Origin of the sequence: Vibrio sp. 10N.222.52.C12 (assembly GCF_041474215.1) — a bacterium.
Classification (GTDB): domain Bacteria; phylum Pseudomonadota; class Gammaproteobacteria; order Enterobacterales; family Vibrionaceae; genus Vibrio; species Vibrio crassostreae_C.
Window position 1 is genome coordinate 1 of sequence record NZ_JBFRTR010000008.1, and the last position, 16,238, is coordinate 16,238.

Here is a 16,238-nt window from a genome sequence, read left to right on the forward strand (position 1 = left end):
CAGGTGCAGGTGCAGGTGCCGTAGAGTAGACCGGAATACTATTGGTCGGTTGAACCTCAACGTGCGCCGCAGTTTGCTCTTGCTCAATGAGCATTTTGAAAACGTGAATCTCTTTTTTATCCCGATAATCTACTTTTACCTTATCGAGAAAACCTTGGTCGACTAAACACTTAAGACAGTCGGCTAAACCAAACGTAGAGAGAGCACAAAGTTGACCTGCTGTTTGTAGGCACACATTGGTGTAGCCGAATTCGTCAGCACCGTCTGCAAGCATCAATAAAACCAGCTTTTCTGCAGGGCTAGAAGTATTCACTTGCCAAGCTAAATAAGAATATTTGGCGCTCAATATCGTGTTCTCAAAAAAGGTAAGTCGTTGTCACTATTGTAAGTCACCCCTTACCGAATTTATAGCAACTTAACAGAAAACGGCATTAGTAAGCCAAATATTGACCATAAGGAGACGTCTGCCCCATAAAGTAAGCCTACAGTCATTCATTCTTGTGGTTTAAGCTAGGAATCATTGGGCATGAATACGCATAGCAGCTTAAAGTGCCGACATTCTTTGTTAGGTTAAGAATGCCCAATTCGCGTCCACATTCTGTTGGTCACAATACAGGTCTTCTTTTAAAGTCTTCTCTTTAGGTCAACTATTGATGATTTTCTTAGCTATATCCCATTTATTCTCTTTCCATTCACAAAATGTATTTAATTTATAAAACCCCTTGATATGATCAATACTTGCGCTATTATGACGATAAGTCAGAAATGACGAAGCGTCACAAAATGGTTAACTACATGAATTTACTATTCGTGTTAATATATTGGATAGGAGTGTTTTAAATACTGGCGAAGCTTAGATAACGGCTAAGCTCATATACGGACTAAAAAATTATGTTTGGCTTTGGTTGTAAAGGCGATAAACAAGGTATCTTTGGTTGCAAAGGCGTGTTGTCTAAAAAGCAGCAGTCTATTGCAGACCGAGAAGTAGAGTTGATGTTGTTAGCAAAAGATCTGGTTCGAGAACAAGGGTTCGGAAACCTCACGATGGACAAGCTAACGGCAGCGAGCTCTTATTCTAAAGGTACGATATACAATCACTTTTGCAGCAAAGAAGACGTCGTTTTAGCGTTATGTATTCACTCTCTCAAGACAGAAGCAATGATGTTTGCTCGCTCTGGAGAGTTTGAAGGCAACACACGTGAAAAGATCGTCGCATTGCACGTTGCTTACCGAATCTATGCTCGCATGGAACCGGTACTATCAACCTGTGCGATCATGGCTAAAAGCCCGTGGGTACTAGAGAAAGCGTCTAGTGCACGCGTCGCCGAGATGAATGAACTGGAAGAGTTGGTGATTGAACAATGCGACTCTATGGTTAACCAAGCGGTAGAAGCGGGTGACCTAAAGTTCTCTTCTGGCGTTGGCTCAGATGCCATCGTTTTTGCTAACTGGTCAATCGCATTTGGTTCAAATGCCTTGTCACAGAATGCATCAAACAGTCATTGTATTAAGCGGTTACAAGACCCGTATTCAGTATTACACAACGCGAACATGATTTTAGACGGCCTCAATTGGCAGCCCCTTTCTAGCGATTGGGATTACCGCAAAACTTGGCGTCGTGTAGAACAAGAGCTGTTCAGTGAAGAGATCGCTTACTTAGAGTCTGTAGGTCGATAGCTTCCATTAAGCCCACACATGTGGGTTTATTAATAACCATTTTTGACGATTCGTCATAAACTTGAGATTAACCGACTGTGGTTGCTGTTTTCTTGAGTATTTGACTAAGCATTGTGTCTTTTGTCAGCTTCGGCTGGCTTTTTATGACACATATATGACGAATCGTCACAAATGGAGACTGTGATGAAACATGACAGCCAGAAGCCCACGTTCGATCAGCAAAACCGAAATAACCCTAATGCCGATAGCGCAAACGCCGATCTAAATAACAGTTGGCACTCAATACCGACCAAGCGTTCGTTTATCGTTCTGCTGGTGGTGTTTTCAATCATCATTCTCTCTGCATTAGGGGCTAAGAACCTCTATTTTAGAGGGGACTACAACATCTTCTTCGAAGGCACCAACAAGCAGTTGATGGCGTTCGATGAAATCCAAACCACCTTTGCAAAAACCGACAACCTTGCGATTGTTGTCGCACCTGAAGATGGCAATGTCTTCACCCCTGAAACTCTCACCCTGATTCAAAACCTCACGGTCGATACGTGGCAGATCCCGTATTCAAGCCGTGTCGATTCCCTAGCTAATTATCAGCACACCGAAGCCATTGAAGATGATCTTTTGGTAGAAGACTTGCTGTATGAAGAGTACGAGCACACACCAGAGCGCATCGCCAAAGTAAAACAGATCGCCCTTAACGAACCGTTGCTTAAGAATGCCTTGGTGTCGGCCTCTGGCGATGTGACGATTGTTAACGTAACCGTGCAGCTGCCAGAAGTGGACAAAACCGCGGAAGTGCAAGAGGTGATTGCGGCGATCAATGCCATGATCGGTAAGTACCAAGCTCAGTATCCCAACGTCGAGTTCCATAAAGCGGGCATCATAGCCATGAACAACGCATTTATGACTTCGGCTCAACGAGACAGCTCAACGCTCGTTCCCTTAATGCTGTTGGTGGTACTGGTGTTCCTGACCTTTATGCTGCGCTCGTTCTTTAGTGTGGTGGCGACGCTCATTGTGATCATCTCTTCGATTGTTGCCACCATGGGATTGTCTGGTTGGGCAGGGATGTTCTTGAGTACCGCAACCGTGAATGTGCCAACCTTGGTTTTAACTTTGGCGGTGGCTGATTGTGTTCACGTGATTGTGACCATGAGACAAGCGATGCAGCGCGGTATGGAGAAAGCACAAGCCATTCAATACAGCATCAAGCTCAATGCGATGCCGATTCTGATCACCTCGGTGACCACTGCGATTGGTTTCCTGATGATGAACATGTCGGACTCACCAGTGCTGCGTGATTTCGGTAACTTATCGGCACTGGGTGTACTTATTGCGTGCTTCTTGTCTGTGACTATGTTGCCAGCGTTGCTAAAACTGCTGCCAGTCAAACGTCTACCTGCCAACCCTAAGGCGGCAGACAAAGTCACCTTCATGGATAAGCTGGGCGATTTTGTCGTAACTAACCGTAAAGCACTGCTGCCGATTTCTACGCTAGTGATTGTTGGCGCTGCCGCGTTAATTCCGCTCAACAAAGTCAACGATGAATCGGTGAAGTATTTCGATACCTCAAGTGAATTCAGACAAGCGGCCGACTTCATGGAAGAGACCGTAAGCGGCATGACAACCCTCAGTATCGCAGTGAAAACTAACGAGTCTCAAGCGATTGCTGATCCTGTGTTCTTGCAAGCGATTGGTGACTTTACTGAGTGGCTACGTGTTCAACCAGAAACCGACCATGTCGCCACGCTTTCTGATGTTTACATGCGTTTGAACAAGAATATGCATGCCGACGACGACAGCTACTACAAGCTACCGCTGAACCGTGAACTTGCCGCGCAATATCTGCTGCTTTACGAAATGTCTCTGCCGTACGGCTTGGACTTGAACAACCAGATCAACGTCGATAAATCATCGATCAAAATGGTACTCACCGTCGATAACCTTGGCAGCGTTGAGCTAGTCGAACTCGAAGAGCGCATTTACTCATGGTTTGCAGCCAATGCACCGCAATATGAAGTGGTGGCTTCGAGCCCGTCACTGATGTTTGCTCATATTGGCGAAACCAACATGGCGAGCATGCTATCAACTTTGCCTATCACCCTAGTGCTTATCTCTGGCTTGATGATCTTTGCATTGCGCTCGGTTCGCTTAGGCATGATCAGCCTAGTGCCCAACATTGCGCCTGCGATCATTGGCTTTGGTTTATGGGCGCTTATCTCAGGTGAAATCAACCTAGGTTTGTCAGTCGTGGTCACGCTCACGTTGGGTATCGTGGTTGATGATGCGGTGCACTTCTTGAGTAAATACCAGCGCGCAAGAATCGAAGGGAAATCAGCAGAAGAAGCGGTTCGATACGCTTTCCACACCGTAGGTCGCGCTTTGTGGATCACCACTGTTGTGCTAGTGGCCGGTTTCTCTGTACTGGCGATGTCGAGCTTCAGACTCAACTCCGACATGGGCTTACTCAGCGCGATTGTGATTTTCATTGCGCTGGTGGTCGATTTCATCTTGCTACCAAGCTTACTGATGATCTTCGACAAACAGACCCACTATTCAGCTAAAACTCAGCACGAATCAAAGCCAGATACCAAGTCGCAGCCTAGATCGACAGCCGAACTGACTACTTCGACCAAATAAGGAAACGTCGGCCTGCTGCGGTGGGCTGACTCAAGGAGATATTTATGAAAAGCGTTAAACAAACATTCGCTACTACATTACTTACTGTTAGCTCGTTGGCACTGAGCACATTCGCCGCTTTCCCAGCGTTAGCAGACCCTGCGAAAGGCTTAGAAATTGCCGAGCAACGTAAAGCGGTCGATGTCGGGTGGGGCGATTCTGTCGCAACCATGGAAATGCTACTTCGCAACAAACAGGGCGAAAGCAGTACACGTCTGATGCGATTGAAATCTTTGGAAGTCGATGACGATGGCGACAAAGGCTTAACCATTTTTGATGAACCACGCGACGTAAAAGGCACGGCTTTCCTAAACCATTCGCACATCACCAAATCCGATGACCAGTGGTTGTATCTTCCTGCACTCAAGCGTGTAAAACGCATCTCTTCACGCAACAAATCTGGCCCGTTTATGGGCAGTGAATTTGCGTATGAGGACTTAAGCTCGTTTGAACTTGAAAAGTACACCTTCAACTACATTGAAGACGCGAAACTGGAAGGCGTAGACACCTTTGTTTTAGAGCAAGTACCGACCGATAAAAACTCAGGCTACACCATGCAAAAGGTATGGCTAGACCAACAGCACTACCGCCCAATGAAAGTCGAGTTTTACGACCGCAAAGGCGCACTGCTTAAAACTCTATCGTTCCAAGATTACAAACAGTACCTAAACCAATACTGGCGCGCACACACCATGGCGATGCAAAACCATCAAACAGGCAAAAGCACCGTATTAACCACGACAGATTTAGTGTTCCAGACCGGTCTTAAAGACAAGGATTTCCAAAAGAACACACTAAAACGTGCGAAATAAGGCAGGAATATGAAAAGGATTGTGGCAACAGGAACCCAATTATCCTTAACCTTGGCGGCGACCGTCGGGCTTATGCAGGTGTCGTTGCCTTGTGTGGCGGCAGGCTTTAGTCCTGATATCGCAGGGCAGGTTAACCTTGAACATAGGCAGTTCTTTAGCGACGGCTTACAAGGGCAAGACAAAGGACAAAGCTCACTGGTGTTGCAGCCAGAGTTTTACTGGGAGCAACAAGAGGGCAACGGCAGCATTACCTTCACCCCGTTTTATCGCCTAGACAGTGAAGACGATGAACGAACTCATGGTGATATTCGCGAAGCCTTGTATTTAACCTATTGGGATGATTACGAACTGCGAGCGGGTGTTGGAAAGGTATTTTGGGGCGTAACCGAATCGGCGCATTTAGTGGATGTGGTAAACCAGACCGATGCCATTGAATCGGTCGATGGCGAATCCAAGTTAGGTCAGCCTATGGTGCACTTCACCTCGATAAAAGAGTGGGGCACCATAGACGCCATGTTACTGCCGTATTTTCGTGAGCGTACCTTCGCAGGCGAAGACGGTCGATTAAGGCCAACCGTGCCAGTATCGGACGATGCGCTTTACGAATCTTCACGAGAAGAAAAACACGTTGATGTGGCATTGCGTTACAGCCAAATGTACGGTGATTGGGATGTCGGTTTAAGCTACTTAGGCGGCACAAACCGCGACCCTTATTACCGTGTGGAAGGCAATCAACTCAAGCCATACTACGCCCAAATGCAACACTTCGGATTGGATGTTCAAGGCATTATCGGTGACTGGTTATGGAAGCTGGAAAGCATTTATCGCGACAGCTACAACAACCATACCGGCGTGGCGACAGGCTTTGAATACACTTGGGTAGGGGCGCTTGAATCGTACTGGGACATCGGCTTCATCGCTGAATACCTGTATGACAGCCGAGGCAACAATGCCCAAACCATCGGCCAAAATGATGTGTTCCTTGGCGCCCGTTTCGCTTTGAACGATGAAGACGGCACCGAAGTGCTTACTGGTATCACTCAAGACTTAGATAACAGTGATGTCTACAGTGCCAAGCTAGAGGCATCGAGCCGTATTAACAACAATCTCAAGTGGCGACTGAATGCTTGGTTGTTTGAGAACGAAACCCCAGAGGACTTGTTGTTCTTCGCACGCAAGGATGACTTTGTTGAGATGGCGTTGGAATATTATTTCTAGTGTTAGCTTCGTGGGGCGTTCCTGTTGGGGGGGACGTCTCAAATTTAAGATGAGCCATATTTAGAATGTTCAAAGTCGTCTTTTTATAAAGTGGATCAAACAATCGAATAAACCTACAGGTAAAATGGTTATATTTTTTCAGTATCTATAACCTCCGAATATGCATGTAAATCGTGCTGGTGGTATCGGCCTTAAGGGATTTATGAATTCATTTAATTGGGATAAAAACTTTGAAACAGGCATTGGTGTTGTAGATGAACAGCATCAATATCTTGTTGGTATTATCAACCACTACGGAAATCTGTTGTCAGAGAACACTATCTCTATCGACGACATAAACGTCGCTTTACTCGATCTCACATGCTATGCCGAATTTCACTTTAAAGAAGAAGAATCTGTGATGAGAGATTGCGGTGTGTATGAGCGACACATTGAAGAGCATATCAAAGTGCATCGTGTATTTATGCAAGATATCTACAGTATGCAAGCTTTCATCATGGAAGAAGATCAGTCGTCAGCACGGCAGTTACTTGATTTATTGATCCACTGGCTTGCTTACCACATCCTCGGCATCGACCAAAACATGGCGCGACAAATGACCGCGATAGAAGAGGGCGCGACACCTCTGCAAGCCTTTGAAGCGGAAGAAAAGCAGCAAGATTCTGCGACTGTCCCGCTGTTGGCTGCGCTTAACGGCCTGTTTGAACAAGTCTCTGAACGAAACAAACAGTTGTTACGCTTCAACCAGTTACTCGAAGATAAAGTTGAGGAACGTACGGCAGAATTAAAACGAGCGAATAAGAGACTTGAAGAACTGTCATTAACCGACTCTCTTACTAATTTGCATAACCGTCGTAGTGCTTTTAAACAGTTAGCGCTGCATTGGCAAGACTCCAAAGAACTGGGCATGCCTTTAGTGTGTATTATGATTGATGCTGACCACTTCAAGCGCATTAATGACACCAGCGGCCATGATGCAGGCGACTTGGTGCTACAAACCCTCTCGCGTGAACTGAAAAACACGTTCCGTAATGATGATATTGTTTGCCGGTTAGGTGGCGATGAGTTCTTGGTTATTTGCCCAAACACCGACCTTAAAGGTGGGATGTACATCGCGGAAACCGCTCGACAGAAAGTGTCTGAATTAGAGGTTGAAACCAGTCATCAAGTTTGGATTGGCAGTATTAGTGTCGGTGTCGCTGAAATAACCCAAGAATTCGAAACCATGAACGAATTGATTAAAGCGGCGGATGAGTCCGTCTATTTAGCAAAAAACGCAGGGAAGAACAGCGTTTGTTCTATTCAGATCTAGCCTTCAGGTCATTTCCAAATTAAGAAGTGGAACCAGTAATTGTTCCACTTCTTCTTATTCCTCATTAATATCCTGTTAAATTTGCCGTGTTTTTAGGCAATAACTTGTTCTTTTAGCGATTCAATTTGGCATTGGTTGCGTGTTTGATTACTATGTGTAGCTATCTAAAAAAACTAATCATCCGATACGGACACTACCAACTGGTAGATGAGGAAATGATGCAACATCTAGAAGAGATCATTGCTAATGCAACGACTGCTATTGATACAGCAGATTCGTTAGTCGCACTTGATGAAGTGCGAGTTCAGTATTTAGGTAAGAAGGGTGAACTAACTCTTCAACTACAAAGCCTAGGTAAACTTCCACCTGAAGAGCGTCGCACTGCTGGTCAAGAGATCAACAAAGCGAAAGGTGCTGTTCAACAAGCGATCGCAGCTCGCAAAGACGCACTACAACGTGCAGAGCTTGAAGCGAAACTAGCTGAAGAAACTATCGATGTGAGCCTACCAGGTCGTCGCATTGAGAACGGTGGTCTTCACCCAGTTACTCGCACTGTTGAGCGTATCGAACAGTTCTTTGGTGAGCTTGGCTTTAGCACTGAGTCTGGCCCTGAGATCGAAGATGCATTCCACAACTTTGATGCACTAAACATCGCAGACGATCACCCAGCTCGTACTGATCACGATACTTTCTTCTTCAACCCTGATCTAATGCTACGTACGCACACTTCTGGTGTTCAAATCCGTACGATGGAAAACGGCAAACCGCCATTCCGCTTCATTGCTCCGGGTCGTGTTTACCGTAACGACTACGATCAAACTCACACGCCAATGTTCCACCAAGTGGAAGGTATGTTAGTTGATGAGAACGTAAACTTCGCACAACTTAAAGGCATTCTTAACGATTTCCTTTGTAACTTCTTTGAAGAAGAAGTTGAAGTGCGTTTCCGTCCTTCATTCTTCCCGTTCACAGAGCCTTCAGCTGAAGTTGACGTGAAACGTAAAGATGGCAAATGGCTAGAAGTTCTAGGCTGTGGCATGGTTCACCCTAACGTACTTCGCTCTGTTGGCATCGACCCTGAGAAATACTCTGGTTTTGCATTCGGTATGGGTGTAGAGCGTCTAACGATGCTTCGTTACGGCGTAAATGACCTTCGTGCGTTCTTCGAGAACGACCTTCGTTTCCTTAAACAATTCAAGTAATCCGGGGCAGTCAAAACTATGAAATTCAGTGAATCTTGGCTACGCGAGTGGGTTAAACCTGCAATTAACAGCGAAGAGCTAGCTCACCAAATCACTATGGCTGGTTTGGAAGTTGACGATGTAGAACCTGTTGCTGGTGAATTCACCGGCGTTAAAGTAGGTAAAGTGGTTGAGTGCGGTCAGCACCCAGACGCAGACAAACTACAAGTTACAAAAATTGATATCGGCGAAGAAGAGCTTTTAGACATCGTATGTGGTGCATCTAACTGTCGTCTTGGCCTAACTGTAGCAGTAGCAACAGTTGGCGCAGTACTTCCTGGTGACTTCAAAATCAAGAAAGCAAAACTACGTGGCGTTCCATCGCACGGCATGCTTTGTTCTTTCTCTGAGCTAGGTATCGACGTAGAGTCTGACGGCATCCTTGAGCTGCCAGAAGGCACAACGCTAGGTATGGACGTACGTGAGCTTCTTGAGCTTAACGACGTAACTATCGATGTAGACTTAACAGCAAACCGCGCAGACTGCTTCAGCATCCGTGGCCTTGCTCGTGAAGTTGGCGTACTAAACCGCGCAGACGTTACAGAGCCAACAGTTGAAGCTGTTGCAACAAGCATTGAAGACACAGTATCTGTTGAAATCAAAGCAACTGATGCTTGTCCACGTTACCTTGGCCGTGTGGTTAAGAACGTAAACGTGAAAGCGGAATCTCCAATCTGGATGCAAGAAAAACTGCGCCGTTGTGGTATCCGTTCAATCGACCCAGTTGTAGACATCACAAACTACGTGATGCTAGAGCAAGGCCAACCAATGCACGCATTTGATCTAGCTAAGATCGAAGGCGGTATCGTGGTTCGTCTAGCAGAGCAGGGCGAAAAGCTAACACTTCTAGATGGCAACGAAGCTGAACTAAACAGCAACACGCTTGTTATCGCTGACCACAACAAAGCACTAGCAATCGCTGGCATCTTTGGCGGTCAAGATTCAGGTGTTACTACTGAAACAACAGACGTACTTCTTGAAGCAGCATTCTTCGCACCGGATCACATCCGTGGTCGCGCGCGTGCTTACGGCCTTCACACTGATTCTTCTCTACGTTTCGAACGTGGTGTTGATTCAACACTACAAGCAGCAGCAATGGAGCGTGCTACACAGCTTCTAGTTGAAATCTGCGGCGGTGAAGTTGCGCCAGTAAACGGCAGCGAATCTGAATCTGATCTTCCTAAAGCAAACGTAGTAGCTCTACGTCGCGCTAAGCTAGACAGCCTACTAGGTCACGAAATCCCATCTACAGACGTAGTGGAAATTCTTACTCGCCTAGGTTGTGAAGTTGAAACGACTGATGCTGGTTGGACGGCAACGTCTCCATCTTGGCGTTTTGATATCGCAATCGAGCAAGACCTAATTGAAGAAGTAGGTCGTATCTACGGTTACGATAACATTCCAAACCAAGCGCCTAAAGCGGCACTTAAAATGAATGACCACAAAGAAGCTGACCAACCGCTTAAGCGCGTTCGTGACCTTCTTGTAGACCGTGGCTACCACGAAGCAATCACATACAGCTTCGTAGAACCAGAACAGCAAAAACTTGTTGTACCTGGTGTTGAGCCGCTAATCCTGCCATTCCCAATCTCTGCGGACATGTCAGCAATGCGTCTTGGCCTAATCCAAGGTCTACTAAACACAGTTGTTCACAACCAGAAGCGTCAACAGTCTCGCGTTCGTCTATTCGAATCAGGCCTACGTTTCATCCCTGAAGCAACGGCTGAAAACGGCATGCGCCAAGAAATGATGCTTGCGGGCGTTATCTCTGGTACTCGTGGCGAAGAGCACTGGGACATTGCAACTAACACTGTAGATTTCTTCGATCTTAAAGGTGACCTAGAAGCAGTTCTTGAGCTTTCTGCAAACGAAATCGCATACAGCTTCAAAGCAGCTAAGCACCCAGCACTTCACCCAGGTCAAACTGCGGCTATCGTAGTAGACGGCAAAGAAGTGGGTATCATTGGTACTGTTCACCCAGAACTAGAGCGTAAGTTTGGTCTTAACGGCCGTACTATCGTATTCGAAATCGAATGGGCAGCTATCAACACTCGCGTGCTTCCAGAAGCAGTAGCAGTATCTAAGTTCCCTGCAAACCGTCGTGATATCGCCGTTGTTGTTGATGAAGCAGTTGCTTCTGGCGACATCGTAGAAGCGTGTATCGCTGCTGGTGGTGAATTCCTAACAGGCGCTAAACTGTTCGACGTATACGTTGGTCAAGGCGTTGAAGAAGGTAAGAAGAGCCTAGCAATCGCACTTAGCCTACAGTCTGTAGAGCGCACACTTGAAGATGCAGACATCGCTGGTTCAGTAGATGCTATCGTAGCTTCAATCTCAGAGAAATTCGGCGCAGCACTTCGCGACTAATCTCTTCTGATAGATAGAAAACCAAAGGCCTCGCATTGCGAGGCCTTTTTGTTTTTTGTTGGAAAGGGATAACTTCAAATTGTATTGGAAAACATGGATTTGATTAACTAGGTATGAGTAAAGTCTGCATCTACTTTTATTAGATTATCTACTTGTTAATTTTTGACTTTGCGAATCGTGTATATATCCTATTTTTTATCATGGTGTTCTGTTGGGATAGCCGATTTTGGCGTAAGTGGTGCGTCTGAAGAGACATATTCCCACTCAATGCGAAGTAATTTTAATTTCTCTTTGACTTGAGAGTCTTGTTGCGTGTTTCTATATGTATTTAAAAATTCCAGCTGCCTTCTTAGCTTACCGTAACGGCTTGCAGCAGAACGGTGTAGCTCCGCTCTTTCCGCGAATCTAACAAATGAAACAATACTAGCTAACGCAGCAGATGTTACACTCAAGATAAAAAGCAATAACTGCCATTTATCTTCATTTGGTCCATTTGTGTCAAAGAATAATAACGCGGTAACCAAGGTTGTTGTCAATATTAATAGAAACCCTGTTACATTGGCTAATAAATATAACCTTTCAGAACATTTATAATGCCCAATCTGCGCGTTTTTCAACCTAACACTCCAATCATCAATTAACGGATTTAATTTGTCATCAATAGTTAAGCTAGGTGGTGATACTTCATTATCAGGCATTATTTTAAAGCTCTATAGTAGTAATAATTTTAAGTGTAATAAGGCCACTCAGTGGCCTCATTTAATATATCTAAACTCTTGAGTATCGGTATGTCCCTTTTACATTTGCAGCAAGGAATTTACCCGCGGAGTCTGCTTCAATAAGTCCAGTGTATATATGTTCAGGAACATCAAAGTACTGATATGTAGACCCGTTTAGAAATTGTATTTGTAGTGTTTCATCTTCATAACCAATAGAGTCAATGTTGCTAGAGCTGACAGAAAACATTTCCATAATTATACCTATTTTATCTTACCAATTTTTGGGTTTTGAGCTCGCCAAGTTTCGACAAGTTCGTCATAATGTGGCTGTGACTCGAGTTTAATGCCCCAGCCACCAGGGTTTAATGAATTCTCTGACGGCAATTCATCATAAATCACAGGATCTTGACTATCTGGTCTTCTATTTTCTGGGGGTGCAGTAATAGATGTTCGCATTGGCAGTTTTACAGATTCACCAAGAATTATCGCTTCACCTGTTCTGAGAATAGGGAGCATGTTAGTTAAACCGTCCAAGCTATCAGATAGAGCTGATGATATATGAGCTCTATCTGAAGAGTTTGTGAGTCTTAGAGCAAAAAAAGTTCCACATTGTGACAATATCGTTGGGTTTATTTCGGAAGGCCTTTGACTAACAATCATTGCACCAATCCCGTACTTTCTCCCTTCTTTAACTATTCTTTGCACTATTTTTGATGCAGCCCCATCCAATGTATCATTCAGGTATATGTGAGCTTCTTCCATTACTATCAATAGCGGTCGATTTCTTCCACCTTGTGACAAGTTTCGTGCCCAAAATAATGCTTCATATAATAATCTCAATAACGCCCCTATAGTAGTTTGTAATATATCAGCAGGTACACCTGATAAGTCTAATATTGATACTGGACGATCACCACCTAGCCAATCTTTTAATAGAGCATCTAGGTCGCCACTAATATTCCCGTGAGAATCAGGAAACCAACAACCGGGTTTAAAAATGAAATCATATCTTGGAATTCTTAGCTTAGTACCTAATAGTAGTAGTTGCTTTCCTATATTTAAACCACCAGGTATATTGAATATTTTGTCCTCACCTGCTGTCGTTACCACATTTTTAAACACAGGAGGAATTCCTTTCATTGGATTCCCTTTCAATTCGTTACCATTATTGTCTAGCTCATATGCCAAATTGTCTTTCGGTTTTCCGCCCTTGTCTTTATAATATGTTCCAAATGTCTCTATGAATAATTCATGCCATAACTCATGGATACTAAATGGAATGGGTGAATCCACACTTAGTGAATCTAAAGAGGCACCACTTCTTGGGTTCCTTTTAATGGATTCAACTTTATACTTCTGAATCCTCTCCATTACGACATTTTTATCTTTTTCGTTATTGAACTCACCAAAACTTATACTGCAAAGCTCATCAAAACTTAGCGCCCAGTATGGTATGTAAAAATCTTTCTCTATAAACTTTGAGTTTTTGTCAGGAGTGATTTTATATATATTAGACCTATCTTGTAACGCTTGACCATATTCTCCATGAAGATCTAACATAATGATCCTAGAGGATGGGTATCTATCAATGTTTGATAATGCGTTTATAATACTCGCTACGGTAGTCGATTTTCCAGATCCCGTGGTTCCGACTACAGCAGAATGCCTTGTCACTAATTTATTTACATCTACAAGAGCTGGAATTGATTCTGCATTAGATATATGACCTAGCTTTACAAAGTATGGTTTATGAGGTTGACCATATATATTATTTAACTCTTTCTCAGAAACTAAATGTACTTCATCGCCGACTGTTGGGTATTGTGATAGTCCCCGTTGAAATATACCATTTTTGGGGCCTTCTCCAATCAGCTGAATCGACATCCATTGGTTTCCATTACTATCAGAATCATTTCGGGTTAAAGGAGCTGCACTTGCGCCAACTTGACTAACAATGCCAAATAGGTCGTTAAACCCAATGGAAATCCTAACGAAACTACCAATTTGTCCTACTCGATAACCTTGTCCATCGATATAGATGAATCCGGTTAATGAATCTTTTGATAGAGAAATACTTACATTGGTTCCATTAACATCTTGAACCTCACCCAGGTAAGTTTCTTTATTAGATTTATTATTCCTCATCGATAGAACCTATGATATTTCTAAGGAACTTAGTTAAAACAGAAAAATCACCAAGTTTAATTACATTATTATCACCACATTTAGTGATGAATGAGTTTATATCAGTATCTGTACTGTCAACATGACATTTCCAGTTACCAATATTTGTTCCTATAATTGCTTTATCAAAAGTCCAAATGTTTAAATTATGCCTTTTTTTAGCTAAACGATATGCTTCAGGATATCGTTCTTTTCCTTCATCATCGTTGTAATTGTCATGCAATAGCCCCAATACCATACCTGTAGGGTTTGCTTTTAATGCGTTAACAATTGTATCGTTAAGATGACCATCATTAAATGAGTACCCCGACAAAATTAATAACGAAGATTTTTTTCTTACAAATCTACTTAATTGATCTATAAGAGCCAAGTAAGGCATTTTTCTACTTTCTTCATATTTCAAGTGAGAAGGGTAAATTAAATGAGATTCATCATATTTAATTTCTGATGATCTAAATACACTCTTTTTTCCAGATTTTTCAGTTTGATACCAGTTAATAGAACCATGGATTTTCCACAATCTCGACCAATGTGCTGGTATTAAATTATCTTCTACTGCCTTCAAATCAAAAAATGACTTTTTAGAACCTACAAAGCCATCAAAATATGGGATTTCTTCATCTTCTAATGCTTCTTCTAAAAGTAAGTCGTAATTAGTAGTAAATAGTTCAATCGGTGACTTTCTATCTATTGATCCAATCCATGTACATAGGTCATGATAAGGAGTGTTCGGATTAGGTAAACTAACATCTAATTTTTTTACTATTTCAGAACAGATTTTTTTTTCTAAGTCTTGTAAATCACTTTCTTTTAGACCTCTAACAATACCACCTTTAGATACGAGAATGAGGCTTCTCAAGAAACTCAATATATCTTCAATGTTTTCGTTATTCTTTTCAGCTTTACCAAGTTCGATTAAAAGTGATTTGTACTTGTCATCGTCTTTTAACTGGTCAGTCACGAAAGCTGTTAGTGTTCTCACGTCCGGGATGAGTGGCCAGTCATTTTCGGGCATTTTTACAGATAAAGGGCACCCTGCTGATAGAAAAAAACCTATAGATTCATTATTTTGGGAAAGAGATTGCCGAAGGTACGTCAAATGCCTTACAGGATCATGATAGTTTTCCACTAGTCCAGCCTTGGTTAAAGTTGATGTGTGATTTAATGCAAATCTACCAGATTGAATGTTTGTTAGTGAGAAGTAATTCGAACATTTTGAGATAACATTAATCCAAATCAAATGCACGATGTTGTATTGAGACTTATGTCATATTTATTAGCGGTTGGGAACTTTCAAAAAATCTTTAAACAGGATTTAAATCCCCCTCAAATTTAGGTCAACAAATCTGTAAGTTTTGTGTCTTAGAATCTATTTCCTCCATAGGTTAGTTGAGTTTGGCGTACTGATTAGCTGCGTCACCTGGCCAGGTTTTCTTCTATTTTACAACCTTTTTACCCGTCTAAAGCTTCACACTTTATAGTGGCTATATTGATTGAGAGGGCGCTTTCTGTGTTCCCTCTAAAGTAAGTAGAGAGACACTATGAAAAGTTTAATTCTAAACATCACACTCTTGGTATTCACGGCGCTTGGTAGCATGAATGCCATGGCTCATGATTCAACGGTTAAGTATGGTATCGCGATATCTCACGATGGTGAGCAAATTGCGTATGGCAAAAGTGGGAGTGGGGATACGACGCTGATCTTCATTCACGGTTGGAGCTTAGACAGCAGGCTGTGGCAAAACCAAGTGAGCGAGTTTTCAAAGCAGTACCAAGTGATCACCATGGACTTAGCAGGGCACGGTAACTCGTCGTTTAACCGCGAAGAGTACACCATGGTTGCGTTCGCTGAAGACATCAAAGAAGTAACTTCAGAGAGATTCGGCGCAGTGCTTCGCGACTAATCTCTTTTGATAAATGGAAAAGAAAGGCCTCGTATTGCGAAGCCTTTCTTGTTAGACCAAGAAACGGATACTAACTCATTGTTGCACAAAAGTTAGTTAACGTAAGTGCTCTACAGCCCTGCCTTCAG

Annotated in this window: 11 protein-coding genes and 2 pseudogenes; 8 read left to right on the forward strand and 5 right to left on the reverse strand. The window is 43.3% G+C overall.

Annotation, left to right across the window (positions count from 1 at the left end):
* Window positions 1-346 (reverse strand): annotated as a pseudogene (locus tag AB4623_RS01090) (hypothetical protein); the annotation flags it as partial.
* 545 nt (window positions 347-891) lie between these two features.
* Here AB4623_RS01090 and AB4623_RS01095 point away from each other — a divergent pair.
* The 7 genes from AB4623_RS01095 to pheT all read left to right on the forward strand — a co-directional run bounded on the left by AB4623_RS01095 (window position 892) and on the right by pheT (window position 11,303).
* The gene (locus AB4623_RS01095) at window positions 892-1,677 is read left to right on the forward strand and encodes a TetR/AcrR family transcriptional regulator (RefSeq protein ID WP_004741595.1); all 786 of its coding nucleotides are present in this window, start codon (window positions 892-894) and stop codon (window positions 1,675-1,677) included.
* 171 nt (window positions 1,678-1,848) lie between these two features.
* A complete protein-coding gene (locus AB4623_RS01100) occupies window positions 1,849-4,314 on the forward strand; it encodes an RND family transporter (RefSeq protein ID WP_372145534.1) in 2,466 nt (821 codons plus the stop codon).
* Window positions 4,315-4,358: 44 nt separating this feature from the next.
* Complete coding sequence (locus AB4623_RS01105) at window positions 4,359-5,165, forward strand: outer membrane lipoprotein-sorting protein (RefSeq protein WP_017060448.1); 807 nt, start codon at window positions 4,359-4,361, stop codon at window positions 5,163-5,165.
* A gap of 9 nt (window positions 5,166-5,174) precedes the next feature.
* A complete protein-coding gene (locus tag AB4623_RS01110; protein ID WP_372145536.1) occupies window positions 5,175-6,383 on the forward strand; it encodes a hypothetical protein in 1,209 nt (402 codons plus the stop codon).
* A 202-nt stretch (window positions 6,384-6,585) separates the two neighbouring features.
* Entirely contained in the window at window positions 6,586-7,695 is a 1,110-nt protein-coding gene (locus AB4623_RS01115; RefSeq protein WP_372145538.1) for a GGDEF domain-containing protein, read from the forward strand.
* Window positions 7,696-7,913: 218 nt separating this feature from the next.
* The gene (gene pheS, locus AB4623_RS01120) at window positions 7,914-8,897 is read left to right on the forward strand and encodes a phenylalanine--tRNA ligase subunit alpha (RefSeq protein WP_004734764.1); all 984 of its coding nucleotides are present in this window, start codon (window positions 7,914-7,916) and stop codon (window positions 8,895-8,897) included.
* Between the two features lie 18 nt (window positions 8,898-8,915).
* Entirely contained in the window at window positions 8,916-11,303 is a 2,388-nt protein-coding gene (gene pheT, locus AB4623_RS01125) for a phenylalanine--tRNA ligase subunit beta (protein WP_372145540.1), read from the forward strand.
* A gap of 188 nt (window positions 11,304-11,491) precedes the next feature.
* Here the strand turns inward: pheT and AB4623_RS01130 are convergent, their stop codons facing one another.
* The 4 genes from AB4623_RS01130 to AB4623_RS01145 all read right to left on the reverse strand — a co-directional run bounded on the left by AB4623_RS01130 (window position 11,492) and on the right by AB4623_RS01145 (window position 15,335).
* Window positions 11,492-12,001, reverse strand: coding sequence for an SLATT domain-containing protein (locus AB4623_RS01130; protein ID WP_372145542.1), 510 nt, complete (start codon window positions 11,999-12,001; stop codon window positions 11,492-11,494).
* 70 nt (window positions 12,002-12,071) lie between these two features.
* Window positions 12,072-12,275, reverse strand: a complete 204-nt coding sequence (locus tag AB4623_RS01135; RefSeq protein ID WP_372145544.1) for a KTSC domain-containing protein — start codon at window positions 12,273-12,275, stop codon at window positions 12,072-12,074.
* Between the two features lie 8 nt (window positions 12,276-12,283).
* Window positions 12,284-14,167 (reverse strand): ATP-binding protein, encoded by a 1,884-nt coding sequence (locus tag AB4623_RS01140; protein ID WP_372145546.1) that lies wholly within the window; start codon window positions 14,165-14,167, stop codon window positions 12,284-12,286.
* Window positions 14,157-15,335, reverse strand: coding sequence for an SIR2 family protein (locus AB4623_RS01145; protein WP_372145548.1), 1,179 nt, complete (start codon window positions 15,333-15,335; stop codon window positions 14,157-14,159). The genes AB4623_RS01140 and AB4623_RS01145 overlap by 11 nt, the downstream gene beginning before the upstream one ends.
* A 412-nt stretch (window positions 15,336-15,747) precedes the next feature.
* On the opposite strand from AB4623_RS01145, the pseudogene AB4623_RS01150 reads away from it, so the two are divergent.
* Window positions 15,748-16,074: pseudogene (locus AB4623_RS01150) on the forward strand (alpha/beta fold hydrolase); the annotation flags it as partial.
* Window positions 16,075-16,238 lie beyond the last annotated feature (164 nt).

Bases quoted from the DNA above. Each gene is read 5' to 3' on its own strand.
- AB4623_RS01100 (WP_372145534.1), top strand. From the start codon at position 1,849: ATGGAGACTGTGATGAAACATGACAGCCAGAAGCCCACGTTCGATCAG.
- AB4623_RS01115 (WP_372145538.1), top strand. From the start codon at position 6,586: ATGAATTCATTTAATTGGGATAAAAACTTTGAAACAGGCATTGGTGTT.
- AB4623_RS01130 (WP_372145542.1), bottom strand. From the start codon at position 12,001: ATGCCTGATAATGAAGTATCACCACCTAGCTTAACTATTGATGACAAA.
- AB4623_RS01135 (WP_372145544.1), bottom strand. From the start codon at position 12,275: ATGGAAATGTTTTCTGTCAGCTCTAGCAACATTGACTCTATTGGTTAT.
- pheS (WP_004734764.1), top strand. From the start codon at position 7,914: ATGCAACATCTAGAAGAGATCATTGCTAATGCAACGACTGCTATTGAT.
- AB4623_RS01110 (WP_372145536.1), top strand. From the start codon at position 5,175: ATGAAAAGGATTGTGGCAACAGGAACCCAATTATCCTTAACCTTGGCG.
- AB4623_RS01095 (WP_004741595.1), top strand. From the start codon at position 892: ATGTTTGGCTTTGGTTGTAAAGGCGATAAACAAGGTATCTTTGGTTGC.
- AB4623_RS01140 (WP_372145546.1), bottom strand. From the start codon at position 14,167: ATGAGGAATAATAAATCTAATAAAGAAACTTACCTGGGTGAGGTTCAA.
- AB4623_RS01105 (WP_017060448.1), top strand. From the start codon at position 4,359: ATGAAAAGCGTTAAACAAACATTCGCTACTACATTACTTACTGTTAGC.
- pheT (WP_372145540.1), top strand. From the start codon at position 8,916: ATGAAATTCAGTGAATCTTGGCTACGCGAGTGGGTTAAACCTGCAATT.